Raw genomic sequence first — 25,849 nt, 5'->3', positions numbered from 1 at the left:
GATCGCAGGCTCCGACGATGCCTTCGAGGTCGCTGGGGAGAATCTGGGGAGAATGAGCCGCGTTCCGATTCCTGCGATCGCGGGTGTTGACCTGCGGAAGCCTCACCGCTGAGGCGCAGGCGCGAAGCACTGACCAGCACGGAGAGTAGCGAACTTCCCTCATGGAACGCCGAAACGGGTGGGCACAGCAGATCGCTGTGCCCACCCGTTTCGTGGGTCGTGTGGAGCGGACGGCTACGCGGCCAATACAGGCTGGCCGAGCAGAGCGTCGATGGCGCCGCGCCCCTTGCCGCCGGCCTCCGGCATGAAGTGGGCGTAGTAGTCCAAGGTGATCGTCGGGCTCGAATGACCGAGCCAACGGGCCAGGGTCACAACGGACTCGCCCGCTTCGAGGATGACCGAGGCGTACGTGTGCCGGAGCACGTGGAAGCCGTCCTTGCGAGACGCCTTCCACCGCTCGCCCTTCTTCCGCATGGGGATGACGCCGGCGGCTGCCAGAGCCGGCTTCCACACCTCGACGTTGAAGATGTTCGCGCGCAGGGCGTTGCCGTACGTCGTCGTGATGACGAGCGGGAAGTTCTTCGTCTCCCGTTCGGGCTCCGGGCCTCCCCACGGCAGCTCCACCTCGACCGCCGGGTACTCCATGAAGTACTGGGCCAGGGCCGCCGCGACCGACGGAGGCATGTCGACAACGCGGGTCTTGCCGCCCTTCGGCAAGGTGAAGTACAGCCGCCCGCCGAGGAGTTGAACCTGCCGACGGATGCGGAGAACTCCGCGGGCGAAGTCGACGTCTTCTGGCGACAAGCCGAAGACCTCGCCCTGCCGCAGCCCACAGCCCAGCGCGAGCACGACGGCGATGCGGTACCGAGCGTTGATCGCCTCCCGTACGCGCTGCTGCGCGGTCTCCAGCGGCCAGGCTTCCCTCTGGTCCTCCGGCGCCTTGGGCCACCGCACGGACTTGGCCCGCATCGGATTGCGCACCAGGCGCTTGTCGTCGATGGCGGTCTCGAAGATGTTCGAGAGCGTGCCAAGGATCTGCCGGGCGTATCGCGGTGAGAGCTCGCCCTCCAGCGTGGCGATGTATCCGCGCAGTACCGCCGGACTGATGTCCCGCAGGGCGACGGTGCCCAACTGAGGCTGAACGTGGAGGCGGACTCGTTCGTCGATGCGCTTGACCGTGCCGGGCGCACCGCGAACTCCCGTCTGCCAGAAGCGTGTTACGTAGTCGTCCAGCGTGATGGAGCCGTCGCGGGGATCGACGAACTCGCCGCGTTCGCTGTCGGTGCCGGCCCTGCGCAGCCACGCCTTGGCGTCTTCGAGCACGTCGAACGACTTGTCCCGTACGCCGGGGATACCGGCGACCCGGTACCGGGAGCCCTTGCCGTAGCGGGCGGTGCGTTCCCGCTTGCCGGTGTCGGGGTCTTTCTTCTTCTTGATCCAACGGTCTTCTATGTAGCCGGCCAAATACTTCCCTCAATGGCAGGTTGCGTTCGGTGGGAGTCGGCCGGGGATCAGGCGCCCGTGGCGTAGTCCGAGCGTCTCTGCGGTGCCGCGTCCAATGGGCTCAGGGTCGTATTGGAACGCGAGTCGGCCTGCTCCTGTTCGCGGATCCAGGCGTCGAGCGCTTCTATCCGATACATGACGCGACCACGCGGTCCCATCCGGAAACTGGGCGGGCCGTTTCGGCGATGCCGCCAGACATAGAGGGTGTGCGGGGACAGGCCGATGTATTCGGCGGCGTCTTTCACGCTCAGGAATGCCTGGCGCGTTGCAGGGGTGGCGTCCGGCACTGGAATGGCGCTCGGGTTCGGAGCAGAAGGCGGACGTGCGAGCATAGTTGGCCTCCGTGGGCGTGGCGCGAGGGTGGGTGTGGTCTGCCGGGCGGCGTGACATTGGAAAGGGGCGCTCTCCGCCGAGCGCGATCGGCGAACACCATCAATGGTGTGGAGGATCCCCGGTTTCGGTAACCGGGGATCCCGTGCTACATGCCCCAGCGAGTACGAGCCGTATGACCCTGGGCAAGCACTCGCCGGCGGCCCCAGGACTGTGAATCCGGCTCCGGAGGCAGGTCAGACGAGGCTGGGGATCCGAGAAGCACTGGAGGTGCGACGCGCAGCGCCTCGGCGAGAGCCACAAGGTCGTCGATGTCGCACCGCCGCTGAACGCGTTCGATGCGAGACAACATGGTGTTGGACATCGGGTGGCCAAGTGCAGTGACGCGGCGGACGAGTTGACGCTGCGACAAGCCGCGTTCGGTGCGGATGATTTCGATGGCGCGGGCCGTCCGCATTCCTGCGGGACCGATTTCCAATGAGCGTGCGGGCATGGCTCCAGTTGTAGCGTCCATTCGCCGGTTTGGTTAACCGGCGATCGTGGTCTATGTTCCCCCCCCGCCCACATAGGGAGCGGTTCCCCGCGCTGACACGACCCGAGAGCCGTCGCGCCGATCGCCGCTCAGCAACTGCTGCGACATGGGGTGTTGTGTTGTAGCTTGCCCGTCGGCGGCACGTCAACGGCTTCCCGATGTGATGCCTCTGGCTCGGAAACCGGCACAACTATTTGGTCAACGGCCGATCGTGCCCTACCGTTTTGCCACCGCCCCCTACCGCCTGCTTTTGCGGCTGCCTTTCTGCCGTAAGAGATTGCGCGGGATGGGGCTGGACTTGTGCGACCTGGGTGTGGCTATGTTGACGACACCCCCGGAAAGCGCGAGCGGCCATCAGCGCGCCCCGTGCCGCCGACAGGCCAACTCCCCCACCCCGTACGCCCGTACCGCCGATCGACGGTGAGCCGTGGGCTCCTGCCCACCTGCAACCGAGTGAGGACCCGCCCCTCTTGGCACGAATCCGCACCATCAAGCCCGAAGCCTTCGTCTCCGAATCCCTGGCCGCCGTCTCGCTGACCGCCGAGCGCACCTTCTTCGGTCTGCTCACCCAGGCCGACGACCAGGGCCGCCACCGCGACCACGCCGCGATCATCGCGGGACAGCTGTGGGTCCTGCGCCCCGAGCACACCCCGTCCGCCGTCGAGACGGATCTCGCCCAGCTCTCCGACGCCGGTCTGATCTGCCGCTACACGGGCCCGGACGACAAGCGGTACCTCCACGTCGTCACATGGCACCAGCATCAGAAGATCAACCGGCCGAGCCTGAGCCGTCTGCCCGACTGCCCTCGCCACAACAGCCCGTCCGGCACCCGACCGATCGCCGCCGCACCAGTGGCGGAGGCGAGCGTCACGGAGCCCGCACCGTCGCCTCACGCAACCCTCCGTGACACCTCCCGCGAAGCGCGCGAGCCTGCACCGCACTCAGCCCCTGATAGCGAAGCCGCAGGTCAGACGGATTTCACGGAGCCCTCCGTGAACGATTCGGGAGCCCTCCCTGCATCGGCGGTGACGCCTCACCGTCCGGATCTAGGACCTTGGATCTAGGAAGTACCCCTTCGGGGGCCGCAAGCGCCCCCGCGCCCGACACCGTCTCGGCCAAGGATCTCCTTGGCGAGTATGTGGCCGGGTGCAACCATCGCCCGCCGAGAGTCTTCCTGAGCCAGCTCGGCGAACAGGTGCGCAAGCTGCTCGAAGAGGACATCGCCCCGGCCCACCTCCGGGCCGCTCTGGCGCGCCATCGAGCCAAGGGCCTGTCCCCGAGGCTCCTGCCGAGTCTCGTCCACGAGGTCATGAACGCCACGCCTGCGCCCGCCACCCACAGGGCATGGACGAACCCCACCGACATCGACGCCGCCTACGGAGGTGACCTCTGACCGCCACCCTCACCCGCGAGCCCCACCGGGTCGGCCCGATCGTCGACCGGCTCAACGGCATCCTCGCCACTCGCGGCATCGACCCAGCGGTCACAGCCCAGGAACCACCGGCCGAGCCGATCACCGCCCTTGAGCTTGCGGACGCCCGCATCCCCGCCCGTTACCGCCGCGCCCTGGCCGACCACCCGCAGATCACCGCCTGGGCCGAGCGGATCGCGCGTGCCGGACGCCCTGGTCCCGGCGGACCGGGTATCGCCGAGGGACCGTCGCTGCTGATCGCCGGCCCCACCGGAACCGGCAAGACCCATCAGGGATACGGCGCCGTCCGCGCTCTCCTCTCGCGAGGGGTGCGCCTGCGCTGGGAAGCCACCACCAGCGCCGACCTGCACGCACGGCTCCGCCCTCGCGCCGGCCACGACGGCGAACGGGAACTCCAGACGCTGGCCCGCTGCCCGCTGCTGCTCCTGGACGACCTCGGCGCGGCCAAAACCAGCGAGTGGACCGAGGAGTTGACCTACCGGCTCATCAACCACCGGTACGAGCACATGCTCCCCACCCTCATCACCACCAACCTCCCCACCGCCGAGCTCCGCACAGCGCTCGGCGACCGCGTCGCCTCCCGCCTCGCCGAGATGACGGAACGCGTCATCCTCACCGGGCCCGACCGACGCCGTACCGCGCCCGCCGCCTGACGGCAGCCGCGTGTCTCCCTCCTCGTCCTCACCTCACCCCGCCCACTCAAGAAGCCTGCCCTCGATCGCGTGGGCCATTGGAGAGCCTCTGCATGACCCCTGGCACCACCGCACTCATCAGCGCCAACGGCACCGGCATACCCGCCTGGCCGCACTGGATCCCTGCGCCTGTGGCCGTCGCGGTCCTGGTTGCCGTCGCCCTGTCCGTCACATGGTTCCTACGGCAGCGCCTACAGAAGCGGGACTCCGAGCAGCGCCGTAGCACCGCCGCGGTCCGGGTCGCCGCCATCGCCGCGATCGGCTGCACCGCCTACAGCGCGGACACCAGCTGGCGGTTCGCCGCCGACTATCTCGACATGGGCAGCAGCATCGAACGGGCGGCGATGTTCGCCGCCGCCGAACTCGCCCTGTTCTCCACCGCCCTGCTCGCCCGGGCAAACCTCAACGGCCCGAAGCAAGCACCCGGTATGCCCGGCACCCTCACCTGGGTGATCACCGGCGTGCAGATCGTGCCCGCCTACGCCGAGTCCGGGCTGGTCGGCGGAACCGTGCGGGCCTTCGTCGGCCCCGTCCTAGCGGCCCTACTGTGGCACCTGGCCATGGGCATCGAACTGCGCCACCGCACCCCTGACGCCGACTCCCGCAGCCTGGCCGCAGTCCTCGCCCGACAGGCACGCGAACGACTGCTGGCCCGCCTCGGGATCACCGACCAGGACGCCAACTTTGCTCGGATCATCCGCGACCGCGCCCTCGACCAAGCTGTCACCTTGATCCTCCGGGCAGGGACCATGACACCCGACAAGCGCACCAAGTGGCGAGGCCGGCGCCTCACCCGCTGCCTGCACCAAGCCCTGGAACAGGCCGACGTCGACCGCGACGAGCGCCAGGACGAGCTGCTGCTCCGCAAGCTCGCAACCCGCCAACAAGCCGTCAGCCTGGCATCCGTCCCACTGCCCGCCCGTTGGCCCGGCCCGCCCGTGGGCTCGACGGGCGGTTCAGCAACCGCCCGCCCGCGCGCCGCGGCAACGAGGCGGGCAAAGAACGCGAGCCGCCCGCCCGAGAGCGACCCGGGCGATGACGCCACCGACCCGGTCGCCCGCCCCGAGTCCGAAACCCGCCCGCGCCAGTCCGCCCGCACCACGACAAGCACGGAGTCGCTTCCGGGCAAAAAGTCACCGGATGCCGATCCGGGCAAGATCGCGCGGGCGAAGCTGGACCCGTCGAACCCAAGGCCACGCGCGACCCTCGACGTCCTCACCGAATACGCCCATCGCATGCTCGGCGAGACCGGACGTCTCTCCCGCGACCTGCTGGAAGACACCGTGCGCAAGGACGGCTACAGCGTCGCCAGCGACACGGCCGGAGAGGTCGTCCGGACCGTCAAGGCCGAGCTGAAGGCCGCGCGCGCCGACCATTCCCACTGAAACCGCTCCGACCACAGCACCCAAGGAAGACCGCTCAATGCCCGACTCGAACCACGAACTCCCCACCAGCCAAAGGGAGATGACCACCTCAGCTCCATCGGGAGCAAGTTGGGGCGGAAGCGTAGCTTCCGCCAACCCCGTCCCCAAGGGGGACGGGGAGGACCTGCACCGGGGGGCGCAGGTCCATCAGGCTTGGACCGAGGGCGGATCGAAGCCGGGACAGGAGGAGAAGCCGACCGAGCGCCACAGCCGCCGCGAGCACGCCGACCGTGTCCGTCAGCGTCCGCGTCAGCCGCACGCCACGAAGCGCCTGCACCAGCCCAACACCCGTTTCGACGAAGAAGAGTTCGCGCTGATAACGTCCGCCGCCGCCGCCCGGTGCAACCTGTCCGTCGCCCGGTTCCTCGCCCGCGCCGCGCTCGCCGCAGCCCGTGACCTCGACCGCACGAGCGCCGAGATCGCCGGTGAACGCGAAGTGATCACCGCGCTGTTCGACAGCCGCCGCAAGCTCAGCTGGGCCGGCAGCAACCTCAACCAGGCCGTGCAGGCCCTCAACTCCGGTGCGCAAGGACCCCAGTTGGAAGCAACCATCGACGCGGTCCACCGCGCGGCCGAGAGCGTCCGCGACGCCTCCGCCCGCCTGATCGACAAGCGTGCCGCGTGATCCCCAGCGTCAACAACACCGGATCGAAGACCTTCGGTCTCCTCAAATACCTCTACGACACCGGCAAGTACGAGGACCACACCGACCCCCGTCTCGTCGCTCCTTCGACGGCATGTCCCCCGACCCCGGCCGCCACCCAAACGCCACCCTCAAAGACCTCCAGCAACTCCTGGACCAGCCCGTGATGGCCCTGCCGAAGCCCGCCCGCCCGGCCAAGCACGTCTGGCACACCTCCATCCGCGCGACAGCGGACGACCGGATCCTGTCCGACGAGGAATGGGGTGAGATCGCCCGGCGGATCGTGGCCGTCACCGGCATCGACCCCGGCAACGGGCAGCCAGGCTGCCGCTGGGCCGCCGTACGCCACGCCGACGACCACATCCACATCGTCGCCACCCTGGTGTGCGAGGACGGCTCCCGCCCCGACGACTATCGCTCCGGCAAACGCGCCCAGGCCGAGTGCCACCTCATAGAGAAGGAACTCGGCCTCCACCAGGTGAATGCGGGTGACGGCACCGCCGCCCAGCGGCCCACCAGCGCCGAACGCCACAAGGCCGAGCGCCAGGGCCGGGCGCGCACCGCGCGCGAAGAACTGCGCGAGACCGTACGGCGGGCGGTGGCCGGCGCGACAAGTGAGGAGGAGTTCTTCGACCGGCTGACCGCCGCCGGCCTCCTGATTCACAAACGGTTCGCCCCCTCCGGGGACCTGCTCGGCTACAAGGTCGCGCTGCCCGACGACCGCAACAAGGACGGCGAACCCGTCTTCTACCCCGGCGCGCGCCTCACACCCGACCTGTCCCTGCCCCGGATTAGGGAGCGTTGGTCCGCCGACCACCACGCCCAGGGCGTCGTACCCGCCGGTCCGGCGGAGCGTACGGCGCCGGGCGGACCGTCTGCGGCGCGTCGGTGTACGGCCGCAGCGGCGTGGCAGGCCGTGCTCGTCATCGAGTACGGCGACGACGCGGTCGCCTCCGCCGGCAAGGTCCTGGACGCCCTGGCCAAGACGTCCGCCGCCCACACCAGGGCCCAACTGCGCGACGCCGCAGTCGCGTTCGAGCGCACCACCCGCTCCCACGTCCGGGCCGAGCGCGGGCACAACCGGGCACTACGGCAAGCCGCCCGCGACCTCGTCCACGGCGGCCCCGCCCTCGGCCGGGGCGAGGACGGCGCCACGACCGCGATGGCGATCGACATGCTGCTCTTCGTCATCACCGCCGCGGCCCACTGGCACGCGAAAAAGGGCCACGCCCAACAGGCCGCCGCCCGCCGGGCCGCTGAACATCTGCGCAGCGCCTACCAGTTGGCCGCCGCCCAGCCGCTCGGCGCCCTCTACCAACGCGGCCGGTACCTCGGGCGCCCCCTCCTCCAGCGGCAGTCGGCGCTCCTGCGCGAGGCACTGCCGGAGCTGGCGGAGCAGATCCTCGCCGAGCCCGGCTGGTACGCGCTCGCCGCCACCCTCACCGACGCCGAAACCGTCGGCCACGATCCCGCCACTCTCCTGGCCCCGACGCCTCCGCACGGCGGGAACTGGGCACGGCCGAGTCCGTCAGCAACGTCCTGGTCTGGCGCCTGCGCCGGGCCGCCGCAACGGTGCCGTGTGGCTGCGCGCTTCCCGACTGGCTCTGTTCCACCTCGTGCGATTGCGCACGCAGGGTGACTATTGATCTTGGCGTGATTGTGGTTGAGGTCGCCCGAAAATCGCCCAGCTGACTGGCCGTCATCACGCAAGCATCCGAAGATGCCCGAGATGGCAGCTCTTGATCCTTTTTGACGTCTCGACCTGTCGATGCAATGACCACGAGAACCACCCAGACCTGTCCAGGTTCTTCACATTTGGCAGCATCTACCTTCATCTCTTGGGCAAGTTATGGAGTTCGACAGGCAAGTCTCTTGCCGCCCCCTTACCCGAACGCAACACCAGACGAGTCGCCACACAGAGGGTGAAAGCCTCATTAGGTAGCTCGCTCCGAGCCGTCCAATTGGACACTCCATGACGCACACTTGACCCGTTCTTGACTTTTATCGGCCACTGCGGGTTCGACACAAAAGCTCCTTCCGGAAGATCAACTCCCCTGTTGATCTCGAACCAGGAAGGAGTTGATCATGCGTCACAGACCCGTGCCCCAGGATGGATCACGTGCCAGACGTGCACGTCAGTCGCTTCGACTGCGGTACATGGCTGTCGGCCTAGTGATGGCAATGGCTGCGGAGACTGCGCTGATCGTGGGAGGCGGCAGTATGGCGGTCGCCGCGGGGGCGGCCACCGCAGCTTCCGACTCCGCGACCACGGTCGCGGCATCTGCGAAGGCCGAAACTTCTGCGGAAGCACAGGACGAGGCGTCTGCCGTGCTGATGGCCCGATTGCAAAACCGGAACATCGAGGTGCTGTCGGACCGGACGACGGATTCGACGACGTACGCGTTGCCCAGTGGGGAGCTGCGGACGGAGGCATACGCCGGTCCGGTCCGGGTGAAGCAGGACGGCGACTGGAAGGACATCGATACCTCGCTGTCCGACACGGGCTCTGACCTCACGCCGGCCGTGGCAGCGGCTGACGTCGCTGTCTCCGACGGCGGGGACACGCAGTTGGCGTCAGTGGCAAAGGGTAAGGAGTCCTTCGGACTGGGCTGGGAGGACAAACTTCCCGCCCCGACCGTCAAGGACAGCACCGCTTCCTACGACTTGGGCAGTGGCCAGACCCTGTCCGTCACCGCACTCGCGCAAGGCTTCTCGGAGAACCTGAAACTCACTCAGCAGCCGGACAGCGATTCCGTGTCATACCGGATCCCGTTGGATCTGGACGGGCTGAAACTGTCGCAGGCCGACTCCGGGCACCTGCTGCTGAAGAACAACGCCGGCGATCTGGTCGCAGAGGCGCCGGCGCCGGCGATGTGGGACGCCTCCAAGGACCCGGCCTCCGGCGAGTCTGCCCATCAGGAGCGGGTCGCGACGAAGATCGAGACCTCTGACGACGGTTCGCAGACCCTGGTGCTCACCCCGGACGCCGACTTCCTGGCGACGGCCACGTATCCGGTGACGGTGGATCCCACCACCACCCTGGCGGTGACCACCGACACCTGGATACAGACCCCGGACTACCCCGACTCGCAGGTCTCCTCGCAGGAGCTGAAGTCGGGCACCTACGACTCCGGCACGGATCTGGCGCGCTCGTTCCTGAAGTTCGACGTGTCGAAGTTCGTCGGCAAGCACATCACCGACACCAACTTCGCCCTGTACAACTACTACTCCTCGACCTGTTCGACCACCGGTTCCGGCACCACGGTGCGCCGGATCACCTCCACCTGGTCGTCTTCGACGCTGACCTGGGCGACCCGGCCCTCTTCGTCCGGCACCGGTGCCGTCGTCAACCTCGTGCCGCACGGCTACAACTCGAGCTGTCCGGCTGCCTGGTCCAACTGGGACATCGACACCATCGTGCAAGCCTGGGCCGACGGCAGCCCCAACTACGGCCTCATGGTCTACGGCACCAGCGAGACCGACTCCCTCACCTGGCGGCGCTGGCGCTCGGCAAACTACACGACCTCCGGGTACGCGCCGAAGCTGACGGTCACCTACAATTCGTACCCGTCCGCGCCGAGTTCGACGGCGATATCGCCGTCGCAGCTCAATGCCTACAACGGCAAGCGGTACGTCACCTCGCTCACGCCGACGCTGTCGGCGAACGTGTCGGACCCGGACGGCTCCAGCACCAAGGCGCAGTTCGAGGTCACGGCGGACCCGGCGTACGCCGACACCACGTACACGTACACCGCCACGTCGGCCTCGGTCGCCTCCGGCGCGACCGCGAAACTCGCGATCCCGTCGGCCTCCGCCTTCCCGGCCGGTGTGCACCTGCGGTACCGGGTGCGGGCCTACGACGGTACGGACTACGGCAGTTGGACCGGCTACACCACGTTCGTGATGAACACGGGCAAGCCGAACGCACCGACGGTCTCCTGTGACACGTACGAGCAGAGCGGCTGGACGGCAAAGGCCGACGCCGCGGTGTCCTGCACCCTCGACACGGACTCGAGCGACGGGGCCGGCTACTACTGGGGCCTGGACGACGGCAGTGTGCCCAACCGCAAGCTGGATACGACCAACGGAACCGGTGGAGACGCTCTCGCTGTCTCCATCGATCCGGACGAGGGCTGGCACACGCTGTACGTCAAGACCGTCGACTCCGGAGGAAACCTTTCTTCAAGTGCCACGGCGTACTCCTTCGGTGTCGGCGAGGACGGCGCCGCAATCACCGCGCCCAAGGATGGTGTGACCACCGCCCGTCGTGTCCCGCTGGAGGCGAGGGGACTGACGACCTACTCCAGTATCCAGTGGTACTACCGTCTCGGCGACGGCGACGACTGGACGCTCATCCCGGCTTCCGATGTCGTCACGGCTTCGGGCGGGAACGCGGTCACGTGGCCTGCCGCCATGAGCGGCGGTGTGGCGACCAAGCTCGTGTGGAACGTCGCGAACACTCTCGGAGCCGACACTGATCTGCAGATCCGCGCACTCGTCTCGGACGGCACCACCAACGCGTACACGGCGAGCCGGAGCATCGGGCTGGACCGGGCCGGCGGCTACGGCCCCACCCGGGACATCGGCCCGGGTTCGGTCAATCTGCTGACCGGCAGCTACAGCATCGTCGAGACCGACGCCGATCTCTTCGACATGCAGGTCCTCCGCCGAGCGGTGTCCCGTACCTCAGAGCGCGAGGTCGAGGACGACGCGGCCACCGTGTCGGCATTCGGTCCCGGCTGGACAGCCGGTACCGGAGCAGACATACAGGCGGCCGGCTTCAGAACCATCACCAAGAGCTCGGACTCGGCCGTCACACTGACCGGTCTCGACCAGGAGACCAACGTCTCCTTCACTCTCAGCAACGGCAAGTGGACGTCCACGGACGCCGACTGGCTGACTCTGACTGGCACCACCAGTGGCACGTCCTTCACCCTTGCCGACGGCTCCGGAATCGTCTCGACGTTCCAGCTCTCCAGCACCGCAGGCACCTGGAAGCTCGACACTGTGGCGGACACCAGCACGGACGACACCATCACCGTCTCGCAAGCCGTCTTCTCCGGTGACGACGTGCTGGCCCGCCCGAAGTACTCCGTCACCGCGGCGAACGGGACCGATCCGGCGGACTGTGTCACGGACCTGACCAAGGTCGGCTGCCGTGCGCTGGAGTACGTGTACGCGGACTCCACCACCGCCACCACGAGTTCGCTCGGTGGCTACACGGGTCGTGTCAGCGAAGTCCGGCTGTGGGCCGCCGATCCCGGCGCGAGCAAGACGACGTCGACGGCCGTGGCCGCGTACACCTACGACAGCTCCGGATACCTGCGCCAGGCATGGGACCCCCGGGTCAGCACAGCTCTGAAGACCACCTACACCTACGACAGCACCGACCGAATCGCCACTTACACCGAACCGGGCCGGCGGGCCTGGACCTTCACCTATGGGTCGGTCGGATCCAGCGCCACTGCGGGCGCCGGCATGCTGCTGACCGCCACCCGAGCCGGCGCCACGTTGGACGACCCCGACACCACGACCACGATCGTCTACGACGTGCCGCTCAGCGGTGACACGGCTCCCCACCAGATGACTGGTACGAACGTGGCGGCCTGGGGGCAGGACATCGCTCCCACGGACGCCACGGCGGTATTCACTTCCGGCACGGTGTCGAGCAATCTGGCATCCGACCTCGCACAGGACGCCTACACCGCCGCCTCCGTCTCCTACTCGGATGCCTACGGCCATGCCGTGAACGAGGCGACTCCCGGCGGGCACATCAGCACGGAGGAGTACAACGGCGACGGCAACGCCACCTACGAACTCACCGCAGCCAACCGGGAACTGGCCCTCGGCACAGCGAAGAACTCGGATGACGCACTCGCACGCCTCGGCCTGCAGGACGAAAGCGACACAGCCCTGCGCGCCCAGCTGCTCGCCACCGTCCACACCTACGACACCGACTCGAACGCCCCTCTCACCGAGACCGGGCCCCTGCACATGGTCACTCTCCAGTCGGCCCTGACCGCCGACGCGAGTGCAGCGTCCCTGAGCGCGGGCGATGTCCGGGCCGCGCGCCAACGCATCACCTACACCTACGACGAATCCCGACCCTCAGGAGCTGAAGCCAGCGGTCTGGTCACCACCAAGACCGAAGGCGCACTGATCGACGGCTACGGCACCCTGGCCGACAGCGTCGTCGTGACGTACTCCTACGACTGGGACACCGGCAACCTTCTGAAGGAGACCACGAACCCCTCCGGACTCGCCCTCGCCACGGGCCACACCTACACGTCCGACGGCGAAGTCAGCTCGACCACACGTCCCGGCTCCGACGCGGCAGGCACAACCGTCACCACCACCGCACGGTGGACCGGCAGCGGCTCGGGAACCTGCGCCGGACACCCGGAATGGGCCGGCCTGACGTGCACGGAGACCACGGCCCCCGCCTCCGACAGCAGCGCGTCGACCGTCACGACGTACACCTACGACCGCTGGGGCAGCCAGGCCAAAGTCACGGTGGCTGCCGGCGGCAAGACGCGTACCACCAGCCACACCTACGACGACGCCGGACGCCTGACCAAGACGACGGTCACCGCGGACACAGGCACGGCCCTGCCCGACGAGACCATCACCTACGACACGACCACCGGCCTCAAGAAGACCCTCACGTCCAACGGAGGCACCGCTGCCTACGGCTACGACGCACGAGGGCGGCTGACCAGCTACAACGACGGAAACGGCAACAGCACGACGACGTCCTACGACAGCCAGGACCGCGTCACGAAGACCGCCGACTCCACCGGCGCCACGACCACGTTCGTCTACAGCGCCGACAGCAAAGGCGATCGCGTGGTCACCGAGACGGACTCCGTGGCCGGAAAGTTCACCCTCACCTACGGCGCCTCGGACCGGCTGGAGAGCGAAACCCTGCCCGGCGGCAGCACCCTGGCCATCGAGTACGACGAGACCGGGGCTCCGATCGAGCGGCTCTACAGCGCCTCGGGCGGCACCGTCGAACTGTCGGACAACATCGCGTACACCATCGCCGGCGCCTACGCGACCGACAGCCAGACGGCAGGCACCACCACCAACACCGCCTACACCTACGACGCCGCCAACCGCCTGACCAAGGCGAAGAGCACGGACGGCGACACAGTGTGCAAGAGCCGCGCCTACACCCTCGACAAGGCGGGCGAGAGGACCGCCCTCACCACAAGCGCGGACTGCTCCAGCACGACCACGACCAACTACACCTACAACGCGCAGAACCGCATCAGCAACAGCGGCTACACCTACGACGCTTTCGGCAACGCCACCGCCACGGCGGACGGATCCGCGTACACCTACTACACCGACGGCACGCCGCTGCAGGTCGTCAACGGAACCGACCGGGAGACCTGGAACCTGGACGCGGAACAGCGTCTGAGCACGGCGACGGTGGCCACGAACACCAGCGGTGCCTGGGCCACGTCCTCCACCCTGACCAGTCACTACAACGGGCTCCGCACCACGCCCAGTTGGAACACAGACGGCACCAGCACAACCCGGTACGTCACCGACCCGGACGGGAACCTCCTCGCGCTGACCGACACCGGCAGCACCGCCAAACTCCAACTGAGCGACGTCCAGGGCAATATCGCCGTGGAACTCAACGTCGGCACCGGCGCGGCCGAGATCCACGCGTACGACGAGTTCGGCAACACGGACAGCACCAACCGATTCGGCTGGCGGGGCATCACGGAGTCAGCCGACCGGCGTCTCAATGGAATCGTTCTCCTATACGGCCGCATATACCTGCCCACCCTGGGCCGGTATATGAGCCAGCAGTCCACCGACAACACCAATTCCGAGGAGCAGGGCACCACCTCCACGGATTCCTTCACCCTGCCCTTCGGAACGGAGTACTGATGACTCGGCTGAGACGACTGAGACGGCGCCTCACCGTGGTGCTGCCGATGCTGGCAGCCATGCTTCTGATCTCCACACAGTCAGCCCATGCTGATACGGACATCCAGTACCTCTGGGCGTGGACGAAGAAGACAAACGTGGTCACGCACGAATGGGACTATGTCAACACCACCGGGGAGAGCGTCAAGTTGACCATCACGAAGGAGCACATCACCACGGTGGAGGGAGCAATCGACGCGACTGGCGGGGCAACCGGCAATCTGGCCACCAAGTTCTTCGGCGCTCTGGGGATCGAGGTCGGGCTCACACTGCACGGCAGTGGGTCGAAGACGGTTACCCACTCGATCGTGAAGGAGGTCACCATCCCCAAGGCGGATGGCAAGTACATCTACTACAACGGGACACGGAAGGCCAGCGGACGGTATGAGCGCTGGGCGTGTGGTTCCCACAGTTGCGCGCGGATGGGCTACAAGAGTGGCCACAGTTGGAACAGCGACTCCGCCGGGAGTATCAGCTGCAAGAAGCCGGCCCAGGACGGGCTGTCGGCGTTGGTGAAGAAGAGGTACTGCTAATGACACGGCCTGGCCGAGAAACAGGAAAGAAAGCCAGCCGGATCGCGGCCGGATTGCGGCCGGCAGCCGTGCTGGCCGCAACGGTCCTGATGGCGACAGCGTGTTCCTCGTCCTCGCAGGACAAGGATGCGAAAGCGACGGCGTCCCCCAAGTCAACCGCGATTTCGGTGGCGGAGTGGATTTGCAAGAACGACCAATTCCACTGGGGAAAAATCAGCACCCAAGGGAAACTGGTCGCCGTGTCGCAGTTGGTTCGCGTCAAAAAAGGTGAGCAGGCTGCGAACGTCACGTTCCACGCGATTCCAGTACGCAAGGTGACAGCCAGCGTCGAGGCCAGCGGGAAGGTGTCCGAGGCATCGGTGTTCGCCTCCCTGGAACGGCACATGAATCTCGGAGGGAAGTCGGTTGCACAGAACGGGGAGTCGGTACCGCTGCCCGGCGCCGCGGGCCTCGGAACTGTGGACATGACTGGAAAGACCGGCGACTACCTCTCGGTCATAGGCGTGCAGGTGGTTGAGGCGAGCTTCGTCCAGGGGTGTGTCGGCGACAAGAAGACTCCGGTCTACGGCACCGTCACCACGTGGTACGGGAAGACCCAGGGCATGATCAAGTGCGGCCGGAACACGGGAACCTACCCGGGTTTCCGGGAAGCACATGACCTGGTGTGCGGGCAGGAACCCCAGACCTGACCGTGCTTTGTGGTCCAGTTAACTACCCAGGTCCCGCCGCCATCCAGGCGGCGGGACCTCTCCCGGTCAGAAATCCCGTGTCCCGACTCGATGCACCGGTGCATTACCAACCCGGCGGCGACAAACTCCGCCAACCTCGCATGCCGCTTCGGGCGGCTGCGCGGGTGCCGGCGATGCTCGGCCACCAGGCCGCTCGATCTCCTCCGGGGCGTGGCCCTCGCCGAACAGAGCGCTCTGGCGACCGGTGGCCGCCGTCAGCTCCTCCGGGCGCAGCACCAGCCGGACGGTGCCCTCCTCTCCGCCGGCGTCGAGCAGGCCGGCGTCGGTCCACACGTGCAGGACGCCGCGCACCCGCTCGGCCACCGCCAGCGAGGACAGCCGTCCTTCGTGCCGGAAGGTCCTCGACAGGCTTCGGCCGTCGGCCAGTTCCACGACGGCCTCCAGCCGGGTGCGCACCACTCCAGCGGCGGCCAGGCGCTCGTGGAGTTGCTCGGCCGACGCCTTCGCGGCGAACACCACCGGTTCAAGAAGGTGCGCGGCTGGCTCGAAGACGTACGACACGGTGTGCTCACCGGCATCGGTTCGTACGGAGAGAGGACGCTCGTACTGCCTGCGGGCGGTGCGGTGGGCGGCGATGCCCTCGGCGCCGAACCGGGCCAGCACCTTGCGCTCGGGGAGCGCCGCGAGCGCGCCGACCGTGCGGACGCCCAGCCGCTCCAGCAGATCCGCCAGTCGGGGGACGCCCAGAACGCCCAACGGATAGGGGGCCAGCCGGGCCGCGTCGCCCCACGCGCAGGACCGACCGCTCCCTGCGTCCAGCACCAGGCCCAGTCGTGGGAGCATCGGTTGCGGAAGTATCCGCGGGTAGCGAAGCGACCGTGCCGTCGGGGCCAGGCAGCCACAGGTCCGCTTAGCGCGGTACCGCGGACGCGCCGCGCCCGACGGCCGCCACCCGTACCCGCCGACCGCGCAGCAGGCCGTGGCCCTCGCGGCTCCCCTCCCATGCTGCGGGTACCACGTTCATCCGGACCTCGGCGCCCTCCCACGCCCCGGCCTCCAGCAGCACCGATCCGCTGCCCCGCAGCACGGCAGCCAGCCGGCGGGCGATCTGGCCAGGCACCGTACCGAGGGACGACCGGGACCACCTCGGCCAGGGTGGCGACCACCTGCGCCCATTGGCGTCCGGGCTCATCGACCCGGAGGACATCGAGCGCCTCAGGCAGATGAAGATCCCCCGGCCATGAGTCGGTGGTGGAGATCCCCCGGCGCATGGTGCAGTTCTTCCTGGAGGTGAAGAAGGTTGACGAGGACCCCGACGTTTGAGGAACTGTTCCGTGACTGCCAGCGGACGGCCGTCCATCTGGAGATGCGCGACGCCTACATGAAGTCGGACCCGGCCTGAATCGACTGGAAGGCCGGCATCGCACTCGACCCGGCCGAGCGCTGGGGCGACTGGCACGCCATCGTCACGGACGCGACCTCGCGAACCGTCAAGGTCCGCCGGGCCCGCATCGTCTCGACTCCCGTCAGCGAGTACATCCGCTTCGAGTACGACGTGACGGGCGGCCTCAACATCGCAGCCGGCGAGAACGTCCGCTGGCTCTCCCGGCGACACGCCACGGACCTCGCGCTCCCGGGCAACGACTTCTGGCTCTTCGACTCCAACCTCGTCCTCGTCAACCACTTCGACGGCGAAGGCGAAAACATGCAGGTGGAACTCACCGACGATCCTGCGGTCGCCAAGCTCTGCGAGTCGGCCTTCGAAGCCGTATGCGCGCGGGCAACACCCCACGCAGAGTTCCAGTTGGCCTGACAGCACCAACAACGCCTGCAGCGCCGCCGATCACGTCCGTGCCGACGGCTTAGGGGCCAAGAGGTCCAACGCCTCCTCCCATTGGAAGCGGTCGGCGCCACCGCCCGCTTTCGGCTTGTGTGGTTCGTACGATCCGACCAGCACTCCCATCCCCCGCAGCCGTGCCAGGCTCTGCTGGTACGCGGGGTGGGCGGCCTGTGCCGCGTTCAGGTACGGCAGTACGGCGGTGGGGATACCCATGCCGTATGCCTCGCACAGGATGCCCAGGGCAAGGGTGTCGGAGATGCCTGCGGCCCATTTGTTGACCGTGTTGAAGGTGGCCGGCGCGACGACGATCGCGTCCGCAGGCGGCAGGGGGCGGGCTTCGCCGGGCGTGCGCCAGGCGGAGCGGATCGGATAGCCGGTCTGGGTCTCGATCGCCTCGGTGTCGAGGAAGCCCAAGCCCTGTGGGGTGGCGACGACACCGACGTCCCAATGCCGTTCCTGCGCTGCGGTGATCAGCTTGCCGACATCGCCGGCGATACCGCATGCGCACACGACGATGTACAGGAAGGGCTTCTTGTCCGGGGCGTTCGGCTCGCTCACGCGGGGACTCCCAGTTGTCGGCTGAAGTGGTGCAGTTCGGGCAGCGTACGACGGCGGTCGCGGGCGGCCATGTCGGCGACCAGGTCGCGCACGGCGGGGCGGCGGACGTCCTGGGCGGCGCAGGTCTCGGCGATCCGCAGTGCCTGGTAGCCGTCGGAGAGGCGGCCCTGCTGGCTGTAGGCGCGGGCCGTTTCCACCCACAGGGCCGCTCGGCGTTCGGGGACGGGGATGTGCCGGCGCATGAGGGGCCGGGCCGCTTGCAGGGCGAGGCCCGCGTCGCCGAAGGCCACCAGGGAGCTGAGCTCGTGGAGGGCGACGTTGGTGGGGCTGAAGTTGGCCCAGGCGTCGGGACGGTCAAGGGAGACGTACCGGGCCACTTCTTTGGCCTCGGCGAGAAACTCCTCGGTTGCCGCGCGGTCGCCTCCGCCGCTGGCCGCGGTCACCCCGCGCAGCAACAGCAGCCCGACTGCGGCAAGGTATTTCGGGGAGCGACGGTCGTAGGAGCCGACGAGTTGGTCGGCCGTGTGCCGGACGAGGGTGACGGCCTGGGCAGTGTGCTTCTCGCGGGCCAGGACGTGGGCCTGCACGCGGACACTGGAGGCGAGGACCACCGGGTCGCCGGAGCGTTCGGCCTCGGCCATCGCGCGGCCGACCGCCAGCCAGGCGTTGCCCTGGTCGTGCTGTTTGAGCAGCAGGCTGGTCGAAGTCTGGTACGCGGTGGCCAGAAGCGCGGACAACGTGTCGCTGTCCGTCGCGGCACTGGAGGCGAGCCGCAGGTTGGCGATCAACCCGGGCAGAGTGCGTTCGAGTTCCGTGTAGTCGCACGTGTAGAAGAGCCTGCGGGCCGCGCCGACCTGCTCACGGAGGACTGCCGTGGCCAAGGGGGCGCCGGTGCTCGCCGGGTACAGGCCCGGCAGGAGCGCTTGTACGAGGTCGTCGTGGGCGGCGGCCGAAGTGGCCGGGGTCGCGAGTGCGGCGATGCTCGCGGCAAGGAAAGTACGGCGGTGCATGTCTTCGGTTTCGGGGTCGGCGGTAGAGGGATCAGGGGCCGCAGCAAGACCCAACTGCTGGGGCGGAATCTTGAGTTCCTGAGCAACAGCGCGCAGGACGCGGATGTCCTCCGTGCCTCGTCCGCTCTCCAGGCGGCTCACCTTGGACTGGTGGTAGCCCAGCACGGCGGCGACGTCCTTCTGCGAGCGCCGCTGTAACACCCGTGCCTGACGGATCACTTCGCCGATCCGTCTCGCTTCGCCATGTCCTTCGGGCATCTGCCACGGCCCCTTCCGCCGTCGCCGATCCTGCCTGCCCAACCGAGCGTAGATCAGGCGCACTTCACCGTCATGCAGCTCCTGCATAACCGATGCAGCGCCGGCACCTGGGCTAACCACCCACCGCCACGGGCTGGTTGCGTGATGTGGCCGCACCTACCCCGGGAGGCCGCTCATGGCAGCGCACCAGCTCACCCTGTCCGTACCCACCACACCAACTGCGGTCACCGACGCCCGGCACCAGGCGATGAACGCGATAACAGGCTGGGAGGCGGAGCTGGACGACGAGCTGATGCACACCGTCGAGCTGCTGATCAGCGAGCTGGTCACCAACGCGGTCCGCCACGCCGGTCCCGGCCAGATCTCGATGACCGTGCGGCTCGTAGAAGCCGTCCTACGCGTCGAGGTCAGCGACTCCAGCCCCGCACTGCCCCAGCTCACTTTCCCGGACGAGTGCAGCGAGAACGGCCGGGGTCTGTTCCTCGTCGCAGCTCTGGCCGACCGGTACGGCGCCGAGCCGACGCCCACGGGCAAACGGTGCTGGGCCGAGATCGACCTGTCCACCGGCTCGAACCAGAAAGACGCCATCTCCCTTCCCCTACAGAGGAGTTGACCGTGACAACCACCGCCTCCACCCCGACCCGGGCCGCAGAGGTGATCGCTGTACGCCCCGGACCTCCGCTCGCCGGCACCGTCACCGTCGACGGCTCCAAGAACGCCGCCCTGCCGTTGCTGGCCGCCGCGGCAGCGCTCGGTCGCCCGGTGCGGCTGACCAACGTCCCGGCCAACACAGACGTGCAGATCATGCTCGCGCTGCTGCAGCAGGCGGGTTGGCACGTGGCGCAGCCTGTAGGGGAGCCGACCTCTACGGTGATCCTGCCGACCGAGAGCCGACGCACGCACGCCGAGCTTCCCCAAGCCGCCCACATCCGTGCCTCCTACTACCTGGTACCCGCCCTACTCGCCCGCCACGGGGAGGCCCGGCTGCCGTGGCCGGGAGGCTGTCGAATCGGCGCACGTGGGATGGACCTGCACTTCACGGTGTACGAGGCGTTCGGCGACTGCACAGCAGTCGACGACTCCGGCTACCGTGTCGAAGCCGTCACACCGCGCACCGGCACCGTCTCACTGGTGTTGCCGTTCCGCTCGCGCGGGGCGACCGTGGCCGCCGTACTCCGGGCAGTCACGACCAGCCGCCCGTTACGGCTGGGCGAGCCCAACCTCTCCCCGGAGGTCCTGTGCGTGCTCGACGCCCTGGAGACGGTGGGCTGGGAGACCCGGACGAGCGAGCGCCTCCTCACCCTCACGCCACCATCCTCGGGCCTGATCGACGGCATCGCCTGGGAAGTTCCCGGCGACAAGATCGAGGCAGGCACACTGGCGTGCGCGATCGCGGCAACCCGCGGTACAGCCCGCATCCAGGGCGTGCACGGCAGGGACGTAAACCCGCTCATCGCTGCCCTCCGACGGCTGGGCATCCCTGCCGGCGCCGATGCCGGCGTTCTCTCCGTCCGTGCCCGAGACGCGCGACCGACGAGTCGTGGTCTCCAGGCCATCGCGTCCCTCAGCCCCGGCGGGCTGGACGCCGACTTCGAACCACCCCTGATGGCACTCGCCCTCAGCCTTCCCGGCACCCACCTGTTCGCCGACGCCATAAACCCCGGCCGCCACAGCAACCTGCTACCCCAACTGGCCCGCCTCGGAGCCGACTTCGAGGAGCTCTCCCCCACCGAGTGCCGCCTGGCCGGACCCCAACAGCTCACTGGGACAGGCGTGGAGGCCACCGACATCCGTACCGGCTCCGCTCTCATGGTCGCCGGCCTCACCGCCCAAGGCGTCACCACCGTCGGCGGCCTCGACCAGCTCCGCCGCGGTCACGCTGACCTTCCCGGCAAGCTGCGCGCCCTCGGTGCCGACATCTGCGAGGTCACCCCATGACCCGTCATCGCACCGTACGACAGATCGTGGCCACCACGGACGTGCACTCCTCCTTCGACAACACCGCCCCCTTCCTGACTCACCTCCACGCCCTCCGCCCCACGTCACTCATCGTGGACTGCGGGGACTTCTTCGAGGGCAGTGGCTACTACCGCCTCGCCCACGGCACCGTCGAACGCGACATCCTGCTCAAGCTCTACGACGTACTCGCACCCGGAAACCACGGCTGGCCCCACCACTTCGAACCCGACCTGCACCGACTCACCGTCTGCGCCAACGCCGTCGACGCCACCGGCCAAGGGCTCTTCCGCCGCCTGCACACCACCCGCATCGCAGGGCGACGGGTCGCGATCACAGCCGTGATCGGGCAGCAGGCGTTCAACGCCATCCCTGCCGAGCATCGAGCCGACCACCGCGTGACCGACCCCGTCCAAGCCCTGCGCGAGGTAATGCTCACCCACCACCACGAAGTCGACGACTGGATCCTGCTCAGCCACTCCGGCTTCGACGAGGACCTCAAGCTGGCAGCCGCCTGCCCCTTCCTCGACGTGATCTTCGCCGGGCACTGCCACAGCGCCCAGTACGGCCCGGTCCGCGTCGGCGACACCCTCATCGTCAAGGGCCGCGAACTCGCCGACGGGTACGCCATCGCCACACCTGTCGGACAAGGCTGGGGCGCCGGCACCACTCGCTTCCCGGACCGGGCAGCGGCCCGTGTCCCGGCCGAACTGGCGCCGCTGGAAGCAAAAATCGGCGGACTCAGGCAGCAACTGACCGCCGTCCTCGGCCCCGTGACCAAGGCATATCGGCACCGGACTCCCGATCGCCACGACCTGCTCGTCGACCTCGCAGCACGCCTGCGCACAGGACTCGGCATCGACGCGGTCATCCTCAACGAAACGGTGCTGCGTCCCTTCCCGCTCGGCAACACCCTCACCCTGGGCGACCTGCTCGCTATCGAGCCCTTCGACAACCAACTGGTCCACGCGAACATCCCGGCGGACTTCCGCAAGAACCTTGATGGCCTGCTGGCCCATCTCACCGAACAGGCCGGCCCGCTCGTCACCGCGCCGGATCCCCTGCCGGACGGCATCACCAGCGTATTGACCACCGACTACCTCGTCGGCACCTGCCTCGCCGGCCGCGCCCACGCCGCAGGGCTGCTGCTCAGCCAAGCCGTCAAGCACGTCCTCACCGCGCCGGCCCAGGGAGGCACTCGATGATTCTCACGGGCCCCGAGATCACCGCCGCCGCCCAGGACGGCCGCCTTCGCATCACCCCCTTCGCCCCCGACCAGGTCAACCCGAACAGCTACAACGTCCGCCTCGGCCCCACTCTGCTCACCTACACCGCCGACGTCCTGGACGCCCATCAGCCCAACCCCACCCGTGAGTTCACGATCGGCCCGGACGGATACGTCCTCCAGCCCGGCGAGTTGTACCTGGGTCACACCCTCGAAGAGGTCGGCTCCGACACTCTCCGCTGCTGTTCGGCCGTTCCTCGGTCGGACGACTCGGCCTGTTCGTCGAGATCACCGCCCCCATCGGAGACATCGGCTTCCACGGCCAGTGGACCCTGATGCTCACACCGATCCGCCCCCTGCGCGTCTACGCGGGCATGAGGATCGGACAGATCATGTTCTTCGCCTCCGTCGGCCCGATCGCCCTGTACAGCGGCAAATACCAGGCGGCAGACGGTCCGCAGCCCTCCCGCTACTGGCGCGACGTGACAAAACTTCGGGCGGTGGCCTCGTGATCCTTACCGGACCCGGCATCGCCGCCGCCCGAGCCTCGGGCGAGATCACCATCGAGCCGTACGACCCAGCCCGCCTCTCCCCCAACGCCTACGACTGGCGCCTCGGCGACACCCTGCGCATCTGCGACGCCAACCTGGACGCGGCGACCCCCACCCCGTACTCCGAGACCACAATCCCCACGTCCGGGCTGGTACTTCAACCCGGAGTGCTCTACCTCGGCGTCACCCACGAACGAACCGGATCAGAGACGTACGCCCAGTTCCTCAACGGCGACCGCACCATCGGCGCGCTCGGCATCTGGGTCCACGTCTCCGCCCCACTCGGTCACCAAGGCCACGCCATCCACTGGACCTTGGAGATCCGCGCCGCCAGACCCGTCCGGGTCCATCCCCGGATGACCTTCGGCAAGCTCGTCTTCCTCCACTGCCTCGGCACACCGGCCAGCTACCAACTACACGGCCTCAAATACACCGCGACCGCAGGCATCGACATCTCCCGCCTCTACGAAGAACTCGCCGGAGGTACGACATGAGCCCGCTGATCGCGACCGCCCTCGACCTGCCCTTCGGCAGCGCCGGCGGAAGTGTCGAGCTCTTCCTCGACCTCTATACCGGCGAGCACCCTCTCCTCCCTGCCCGCGCTTTCATGCTCGCCCCGCAGCCTCGTCCACCACGTCTGCCTGCGGGACTGGAGTTGCTGGACGTGCCGGGCAAGTGCCTGTCCGGGCCACCGTTCGCCCTGTACGTCAACGCACTGCGCAGGGCTTTGTCCCAGCTCATCGACCCGGCGGACATCGATGTGCTCCACCTCCAGCACCTCACCTTCGGTGGCACACCGGCCCTGATCCGCGCGCTGCCCACCCGCCCACGCATCGCACTCGTCCACGGCACCGATCTGCTCTTCGCCGAAGCCCGCAACGACCAACTCCGAATCCTGCGAGAGAGCACCCGCGCCGCCGACGCCATCGTCGTCCCCACCGGCGCCATGGCCGACCGACTGCTGAAGCTCGTACCGACCACCAATCGCCGGAAGATCACGAACATCCCGTGGGGCATCCCCGACCACCTGCTCACCGACCCGCCACCACGTCCCGGGAGGCGTCCAGCCGGACATTTACGCTTGCTCTACGCCGGACGCCTCACCTCCGAGAAGGGCATGGAGACCCTCCTGCGCGCATTGCCCGCGATCGAGGCAGTCGAACTGAGCATCGCCGCACCGCCCCACCAGTTCCGCACCTTGACCCCGCTCCTGCGTCTGCTCAAGGTCCACGTCCGATATCTCGGCTGGCTGAACCGCCCGCAACTGTGGAACACCTTCGCCGACCACGACGCCCTCGTCATGCCGTCGACCACGCTCGAAGCCATGGGGCTCGTCGCCCTCGAAGCTCAAGCCTGCGGACTGCCGGTCATCTACCAGCCCGTCCCCGGACTGAGCGACGTCCTTGCCGCGAGTGGCCACAGCACCGACTTCACCAACCCGGCGGTCCTTGCTCATGACCTCACCCGGCTCCGCACCACACCTGGCCTGCTCCCGGCACTCCAGGCCGCAGGCCACGCTAACGCGGCCCGCTTTCCCCTCACCGCTACCGCAGCCGCCCTCACCGACCTGGGCAAACAGCTCATCTGACTTGCCCGCGCCGCAGTCAGATCCGTACCAGCGCCTCACTACGCTGACCCACGGGACATCACACGGCCCACGATCGATCGGGAGACCATGGCGCTCGACCTCGACACTGACCGCATCCACCAGCTCCTCCATGACGGGGTCCGCGACAGGGTCTACCCCGGTGCTGTCTGGGCGATGGGCAACAGCCTCGGGATCCTGGCCAGCGGCACCGCAGGCGTCCTGGATCCCGATCAGCCGGACGAACCGATGCGGCACGACACGGTCTTCGACGTCGCCAGCCTCACCAAGATCCTCGCTGTGTGGTCGACCATCGGCTGTCTCGTCGAGGACGGAAAGCTCCAACTCGACACACCGCTGGGCGACTTCTGGTCCGAGGTGAGTGGACGCCCTCTGGGGCAAGTGACCGCACGTCACCTGCTCACGCACACGGCCGGCGCCCCCCTCCGGGCCAACCTCAAGAACCTCTACGGCACCGATCCCCAGGACGTCCGCGACGGCGTCCTGCGCGAAGCCCTGCACCGGCCGCCCGGCGAGGCCGTGGAGTACACCGACCGCGCCGCCCTCATCCTGGGCTATCTCGCCGAACACCTCTCCGGCCAGAGCCTTGACGCACTCGCAGCCGACCGCGTGTGGCAACCCCTTGGCATGACACAGACCCGCTTCGGTCCGTTGCCGGCTGGTGTCGCTGCCCGCTGTGCACCAACCGAACTCGACGACAACACGAAGACCCATCTCAAGGGATCTGCACACGACTTCTCCGCGCGCTTGCTGGGCGGAGTGTGCGGTATCGCGGGCACGTTCTCCGTCCTCGACGACCTTGCCGCATTCTTGCGCTACCTCTTGGCCCCGGCCCGAGTGAGCCAGTCACCCGGATTCGGCCCGGACTGGGTCAAAGAATCCCTGCAGCTCCACACAGGTGAACTCACCCCGCCCCGTGGCCTGTTCTGGCACCCGGCCCTGGGCACCACACCCAAGACCGACGATGTATGGGTCCACTACGGCTTCACGGGCACGGGCATGTGGATCTCCCCAGGTAAGGACCGTTGGGCGGCTCTACTCACCAACAAGCTCTACTTCACCCGTGACCGCGAGCCACTCACACAGGTACGCAACGCCTTCCGCTCACACGCCTTCACCTGAG

Annotated in this window: 18 protein-coding genes and 5 pseudogenes; 16 read left to right on the top strand and 7 right to left on the bottom strand. The window is 68.1% G+C overall.

Features of this window, described 5'->3' with window-relative positions; all coding sequences use genetic code 11:
• Positions 1–234 precede the first annotated feature (234 nt).
• The 3 genes and pseudogenes from ACIQBL_RS08485 to ACIQBL_RS08475 all read right to left on the bottom strand — a co-directional run.
• The gene (locus tag ACIQBL_RS08485) at positions 235–1,464 is read right to left on the bottom strand and encodes a tyrosine-type recombinase/integrase (protein WP_401938314.1); all 1,230 of its coding nucleotides are present in this window, start codon (positions 1,462–1,464) and stop codon (positions 235–237) included.
• Positions 1,465–1,511: 47 nt separating this feature from the next.
• Positions 1,512–1,835, bottom strand: coding sequence for a helix-turn-helix transcriptional regulator (locus ACIQBL_RS08480; RefSeq protein WP_401938311.1), 324 nt, complete (start codon positions 1,833–1,835; stop codon positions 1,512–1,514).
• A gap of 254 nt (positions 1,836–2,089) precedes the next feature.
• Positions 2,090–2,326 (bottom strand): annotated as a pseudogene (locus ACIQBL_RS08475) (helix-turn-helix domain-containing protein); the annotation flags it as partial.
• Positions 2,327–2,835: 509 nt separating this feature from the next.
• Between ACIQBL_RS08475 and ACIQBL_RS08470 the strand changes: the two are divergent.
• The 8 genes and pseudogenes from ACIQBL_RS08470 (at position 2,836) to ACIQBL_RS08435 (ending at position 15,722) form a co-directional block, all read left to right on the top strand.
• Positions 2,836–3,758: pseudogene (locus tag ACIQBL_RS08470) on the top strand (hypothetical protein).
• Positions 3,755–4,450, top strand: a complete 696-nt coding sequence (locus ACIQBL_RS08465; RefSeq protein WP_401938937.1) for an ATP-binding protein — start codon at positions 3,755–3,757, stop codon at positions 4,448–4,450. The pseudogene ACIQBL_RS08470 and the gene ACIQBL_RS08465 overlap by 4 nt, the downstream one beginning before the upstream one ends.
• Before the next feature lie 92 nt (positions 4,451–4,542).
• Positions 4,543–5,874 (top strand): hypothetical protein, encoded by a 1,332-nt coding sequence (locus ACIQBL_RS08460; protein ID WP_401938309.1) that lies wholly within the window; start codon positions 4,543–4,545, stop codon positions 5,872–5,874.
• A 37-nt stretch (positions 5,875–5,911) separates the two neighbouring features.
• On the top strand, positions 5,912–6,538 hold the full coding sequence (locus ACIQBL_RS08455; RefSeq protein ID WP_401938308.1) for a hypothetical protein: 627 nt from the start codon (positions 5,912–5,914) through the stop codon (positions 6,536–6,538).
• A pseudogene (locus tag ACIQBL_RS08450) lies at positions 6,535–8,248 on the top strand (mobilization protein). The gene ACIQBL_RS08455 and the pseudogene ACIQBL_RS08450 overlap by 4 nt, the downstream one beginning before the upstream one ends.
• A gap of 642 nt (positions 8,249–8,890) precedes the next feature.
• Positions 8,891–14,461 (top strand): DNRLRE domain-containing protein, encoded by a 5,571-nt coding sequence (locus tag ACIQBL_RS08445; protein ID WP_401938305.1) that lies wholly within the window; start codon positions 8,891–8,893, stop codon positions 14,459–14,461.
• Between the two features lie 59 nt (positions 14,462–14,520).
• The gene (locus tag ACIQBL_RS08440) at positions 14,521–15,033 is read left to right on the top strand and encodes a hypothetical protein (protein ID WP_401938303.1); all 513 of its coding nucleotides are present in this window, start codon (positions 14,521–14,523) and stop codon (positions 15,031–15,033) included.
• Complete coding sequence (locus tag ACIQBL_RS08435) at positions 15,033–15,722, top strand: hypothetical protein (RefSeq protein WP_401938302.1); 690 nt, start codon at positions 15,033–15,035, stop codon at positions 15,720–15,722. The genes ACIQBL_RS08440 and ACIQBL_RS08435 overlap by 1 nt, the downstream gene beginning before the upstream one ends.
• Positions 15,723–15,788: 66 nt before the next feature.
• On the opposite strand, the gene ACIQBL_RS08430 is transcribed toward ACIQBL_RS08435, so the two are convergent.
• Both ACIQBL_RS08430 and ACIQBL_RS08425 read right to left on the bottom strand, forming a co-directional pair.
• Positions 15,789–16,565, bottom strand: coding sequence for a hypothetical protein (locus tag ACIQBL_RS08430; protein WP_401938301.1), 777 nt, complete (start codon positions 16,563–16,565; stop codon positions 15,789–15,791).
• 67 nt (positions 16,566–16,632) lie between these two features.
• Positions 16,633–16,842 (bottom strand): hypothetical protein, encoded by a 210-nt coding sequence (locus ACIQBL_RS08425; protein ID WP_401938298.1) that lies wholly within the window; start codon positions 16,840–16,842, stop codon positions 16,633–16,635.
• 180 nt (positions 16,843–17,022) lie between these two features.
• Between ACIQBL_RS08425 and ACIQBL_RS08420 the strand changes: the two are divergent.
• Positions 17,023–17,535: pseudogene (locus ACIQBL_RS08420) on the top strand (DUF6879 family protein).
• 30 nt (positions 17,536–17,565) lie between these two features.
• Here ACIQBL_RS08420 and ACIQBL_RS08415 read toward each other — a convergent pair.
• Both ACIQBL_RS08415 and ACIQBL_RS08410 read right to left on the bottom strand, forming a co-directional pair.
• A complete protein-coding gene (locus ACIQBL_RS08415; protein ID WP_401938297.1) occupies positions 17,566–18,120 on the bottom strand; it encodes a flavoprotein in 555 nt (184 codons plus the stop codon).
• On the bottom strand, positions 18,117–19,388 hold the full coding sequence (locus ACIQBL_RS08410; protein WP_401938295.1) for a helix-turn-helix domain-containing protein: 1,272 nt from the start codon (positions 19,386–19,388) through the stop codon (positions 18,117–18,119). The genes ACIQBL_RS08415 and ACIQBL_RS08410 overlap by 4 nt, the downstream gene beginning before the upstream one ends.
• A gap of 175 nt (positions 19,389–19,563) precedes the next feature.
• Between ACIQBL_RS08410 and ACIQBL_RS08405 the strand changes: the two genes are divergently transcribed.
• The 7 genes and pseudogenes from ACIQBL_RS08405 to ACIQBL_RS08375 all read left to right on the top strand — a co-directional run bounded on the left by ACIQBL_RS08405 (position 19,564) and on the right by ACIQBL_RS08375 (position 25,848).
• Complete coding sequence (locus tag ACIQBL_RS08405; RefSeq protein ID WP_401938294.1) at positions 19,564–20,001, top strand: ATP-binding protein; 438 nt, start codon at positions 19,564–19,566, stop codon at positions 19,999–20,001.
• 41 nt (positions 20,002–20,042) lie between these two features.
• The gene (locus ACIQBL_RS08400) at positions 20,043–21,326 is read left to right on the top strand and encodes a UDP-N-acetylglucosamine 1-carboxyvinyltransferase (RefSeq protein ID WP_401938934.1); all 1,284 of its coding nucleotides are present in this window, start codon (positions 20,043–20,045) and stop codon (positions 21,324–21,326) included.
• On the top strand, positions 21,323–22,549 hold the full coding sequence (locus tag ACIQBL_RS08395; protein WP_401938292.1) for a metallophosphoesterase: 1,227 nt from the start codon (positions 21,323–21,325) through the stop codon (positions 22,547–22,549). The genes ACIQBL_RS08400 and ACIQBL_RS08395 overlap by 4 nt, the downstream gene beginning before the upstream one ends.
• Positions 22,546–23,081: pseudogene (locus tag ACIQBL_RS08390) on the top strand (dCTP deaminase domain-containing protein). The gene ACIQBL_RS08395 and the pseudogene ACIQBL_RS08390 overlap by 4 nt, the downstream one beginning before the upstream one ends.
• Complete coding sequence (locus tag ACIQBL_RS08385; protein WP_401938289.1) at positions 23,078–23,614, top strand: dCTP deaminase domain-containing protein; 537 nt, start codon at positions 23,078–23,080, stop codon at positions 23,612–23,614. Before ACIQBL_RS08390 ends, ACIQBL_RS08385 begins: the two are co-directional and overlap by 4 nt.
• Positions 23,611–24,708 carry a glycosyltransferase family 4 protein gene (locus ACIQBL_RS08380; RefSeq protein ID WP_401938286.1) on the top strand — a complete coding sequence of 366 codons (1,098 nt, stop codon included), beginning with the start codon at positions 23,611–23,613 and terminating at the stop codon, positions 24,706–24,708. The genes ACIQBL_RS08385 and ACIQBL_RS08380 overlap by 4 nt, the downstream gene beginning before the upstream one ends.
• A gap of 87 nt (positions 24,709–24,795) precedes the next feature.
• Positions 24,796–25,848 carry a serine hydrolase domain-containing protein gene (locus tag ACIQBL_RS08375; RefSeq protein WP_401938284.1) on the top strand — a complete coding sequence of 351 codons (1,053 nt, stop codon included), beginning with the start codon at positions 24,796–24,798 and terminating at the stop codon, positions 25,846–25,848.
• The last annotated feature ends 1 nt before the right edge of the window (position 25,849 follow it).

The sequence above is a fragment of the Streptomyces sp. NPDC088350 genome, assembly GCF_044753545.1.
Classification (GTDB): Bacteria; Actinomycetota; Actinomycetes; order Streptomycetales; family Streptomycetaceae; genus Streptomyces.
This window is presented reverse-complemented; position numbering and strand designations above follow the sequence as displayed.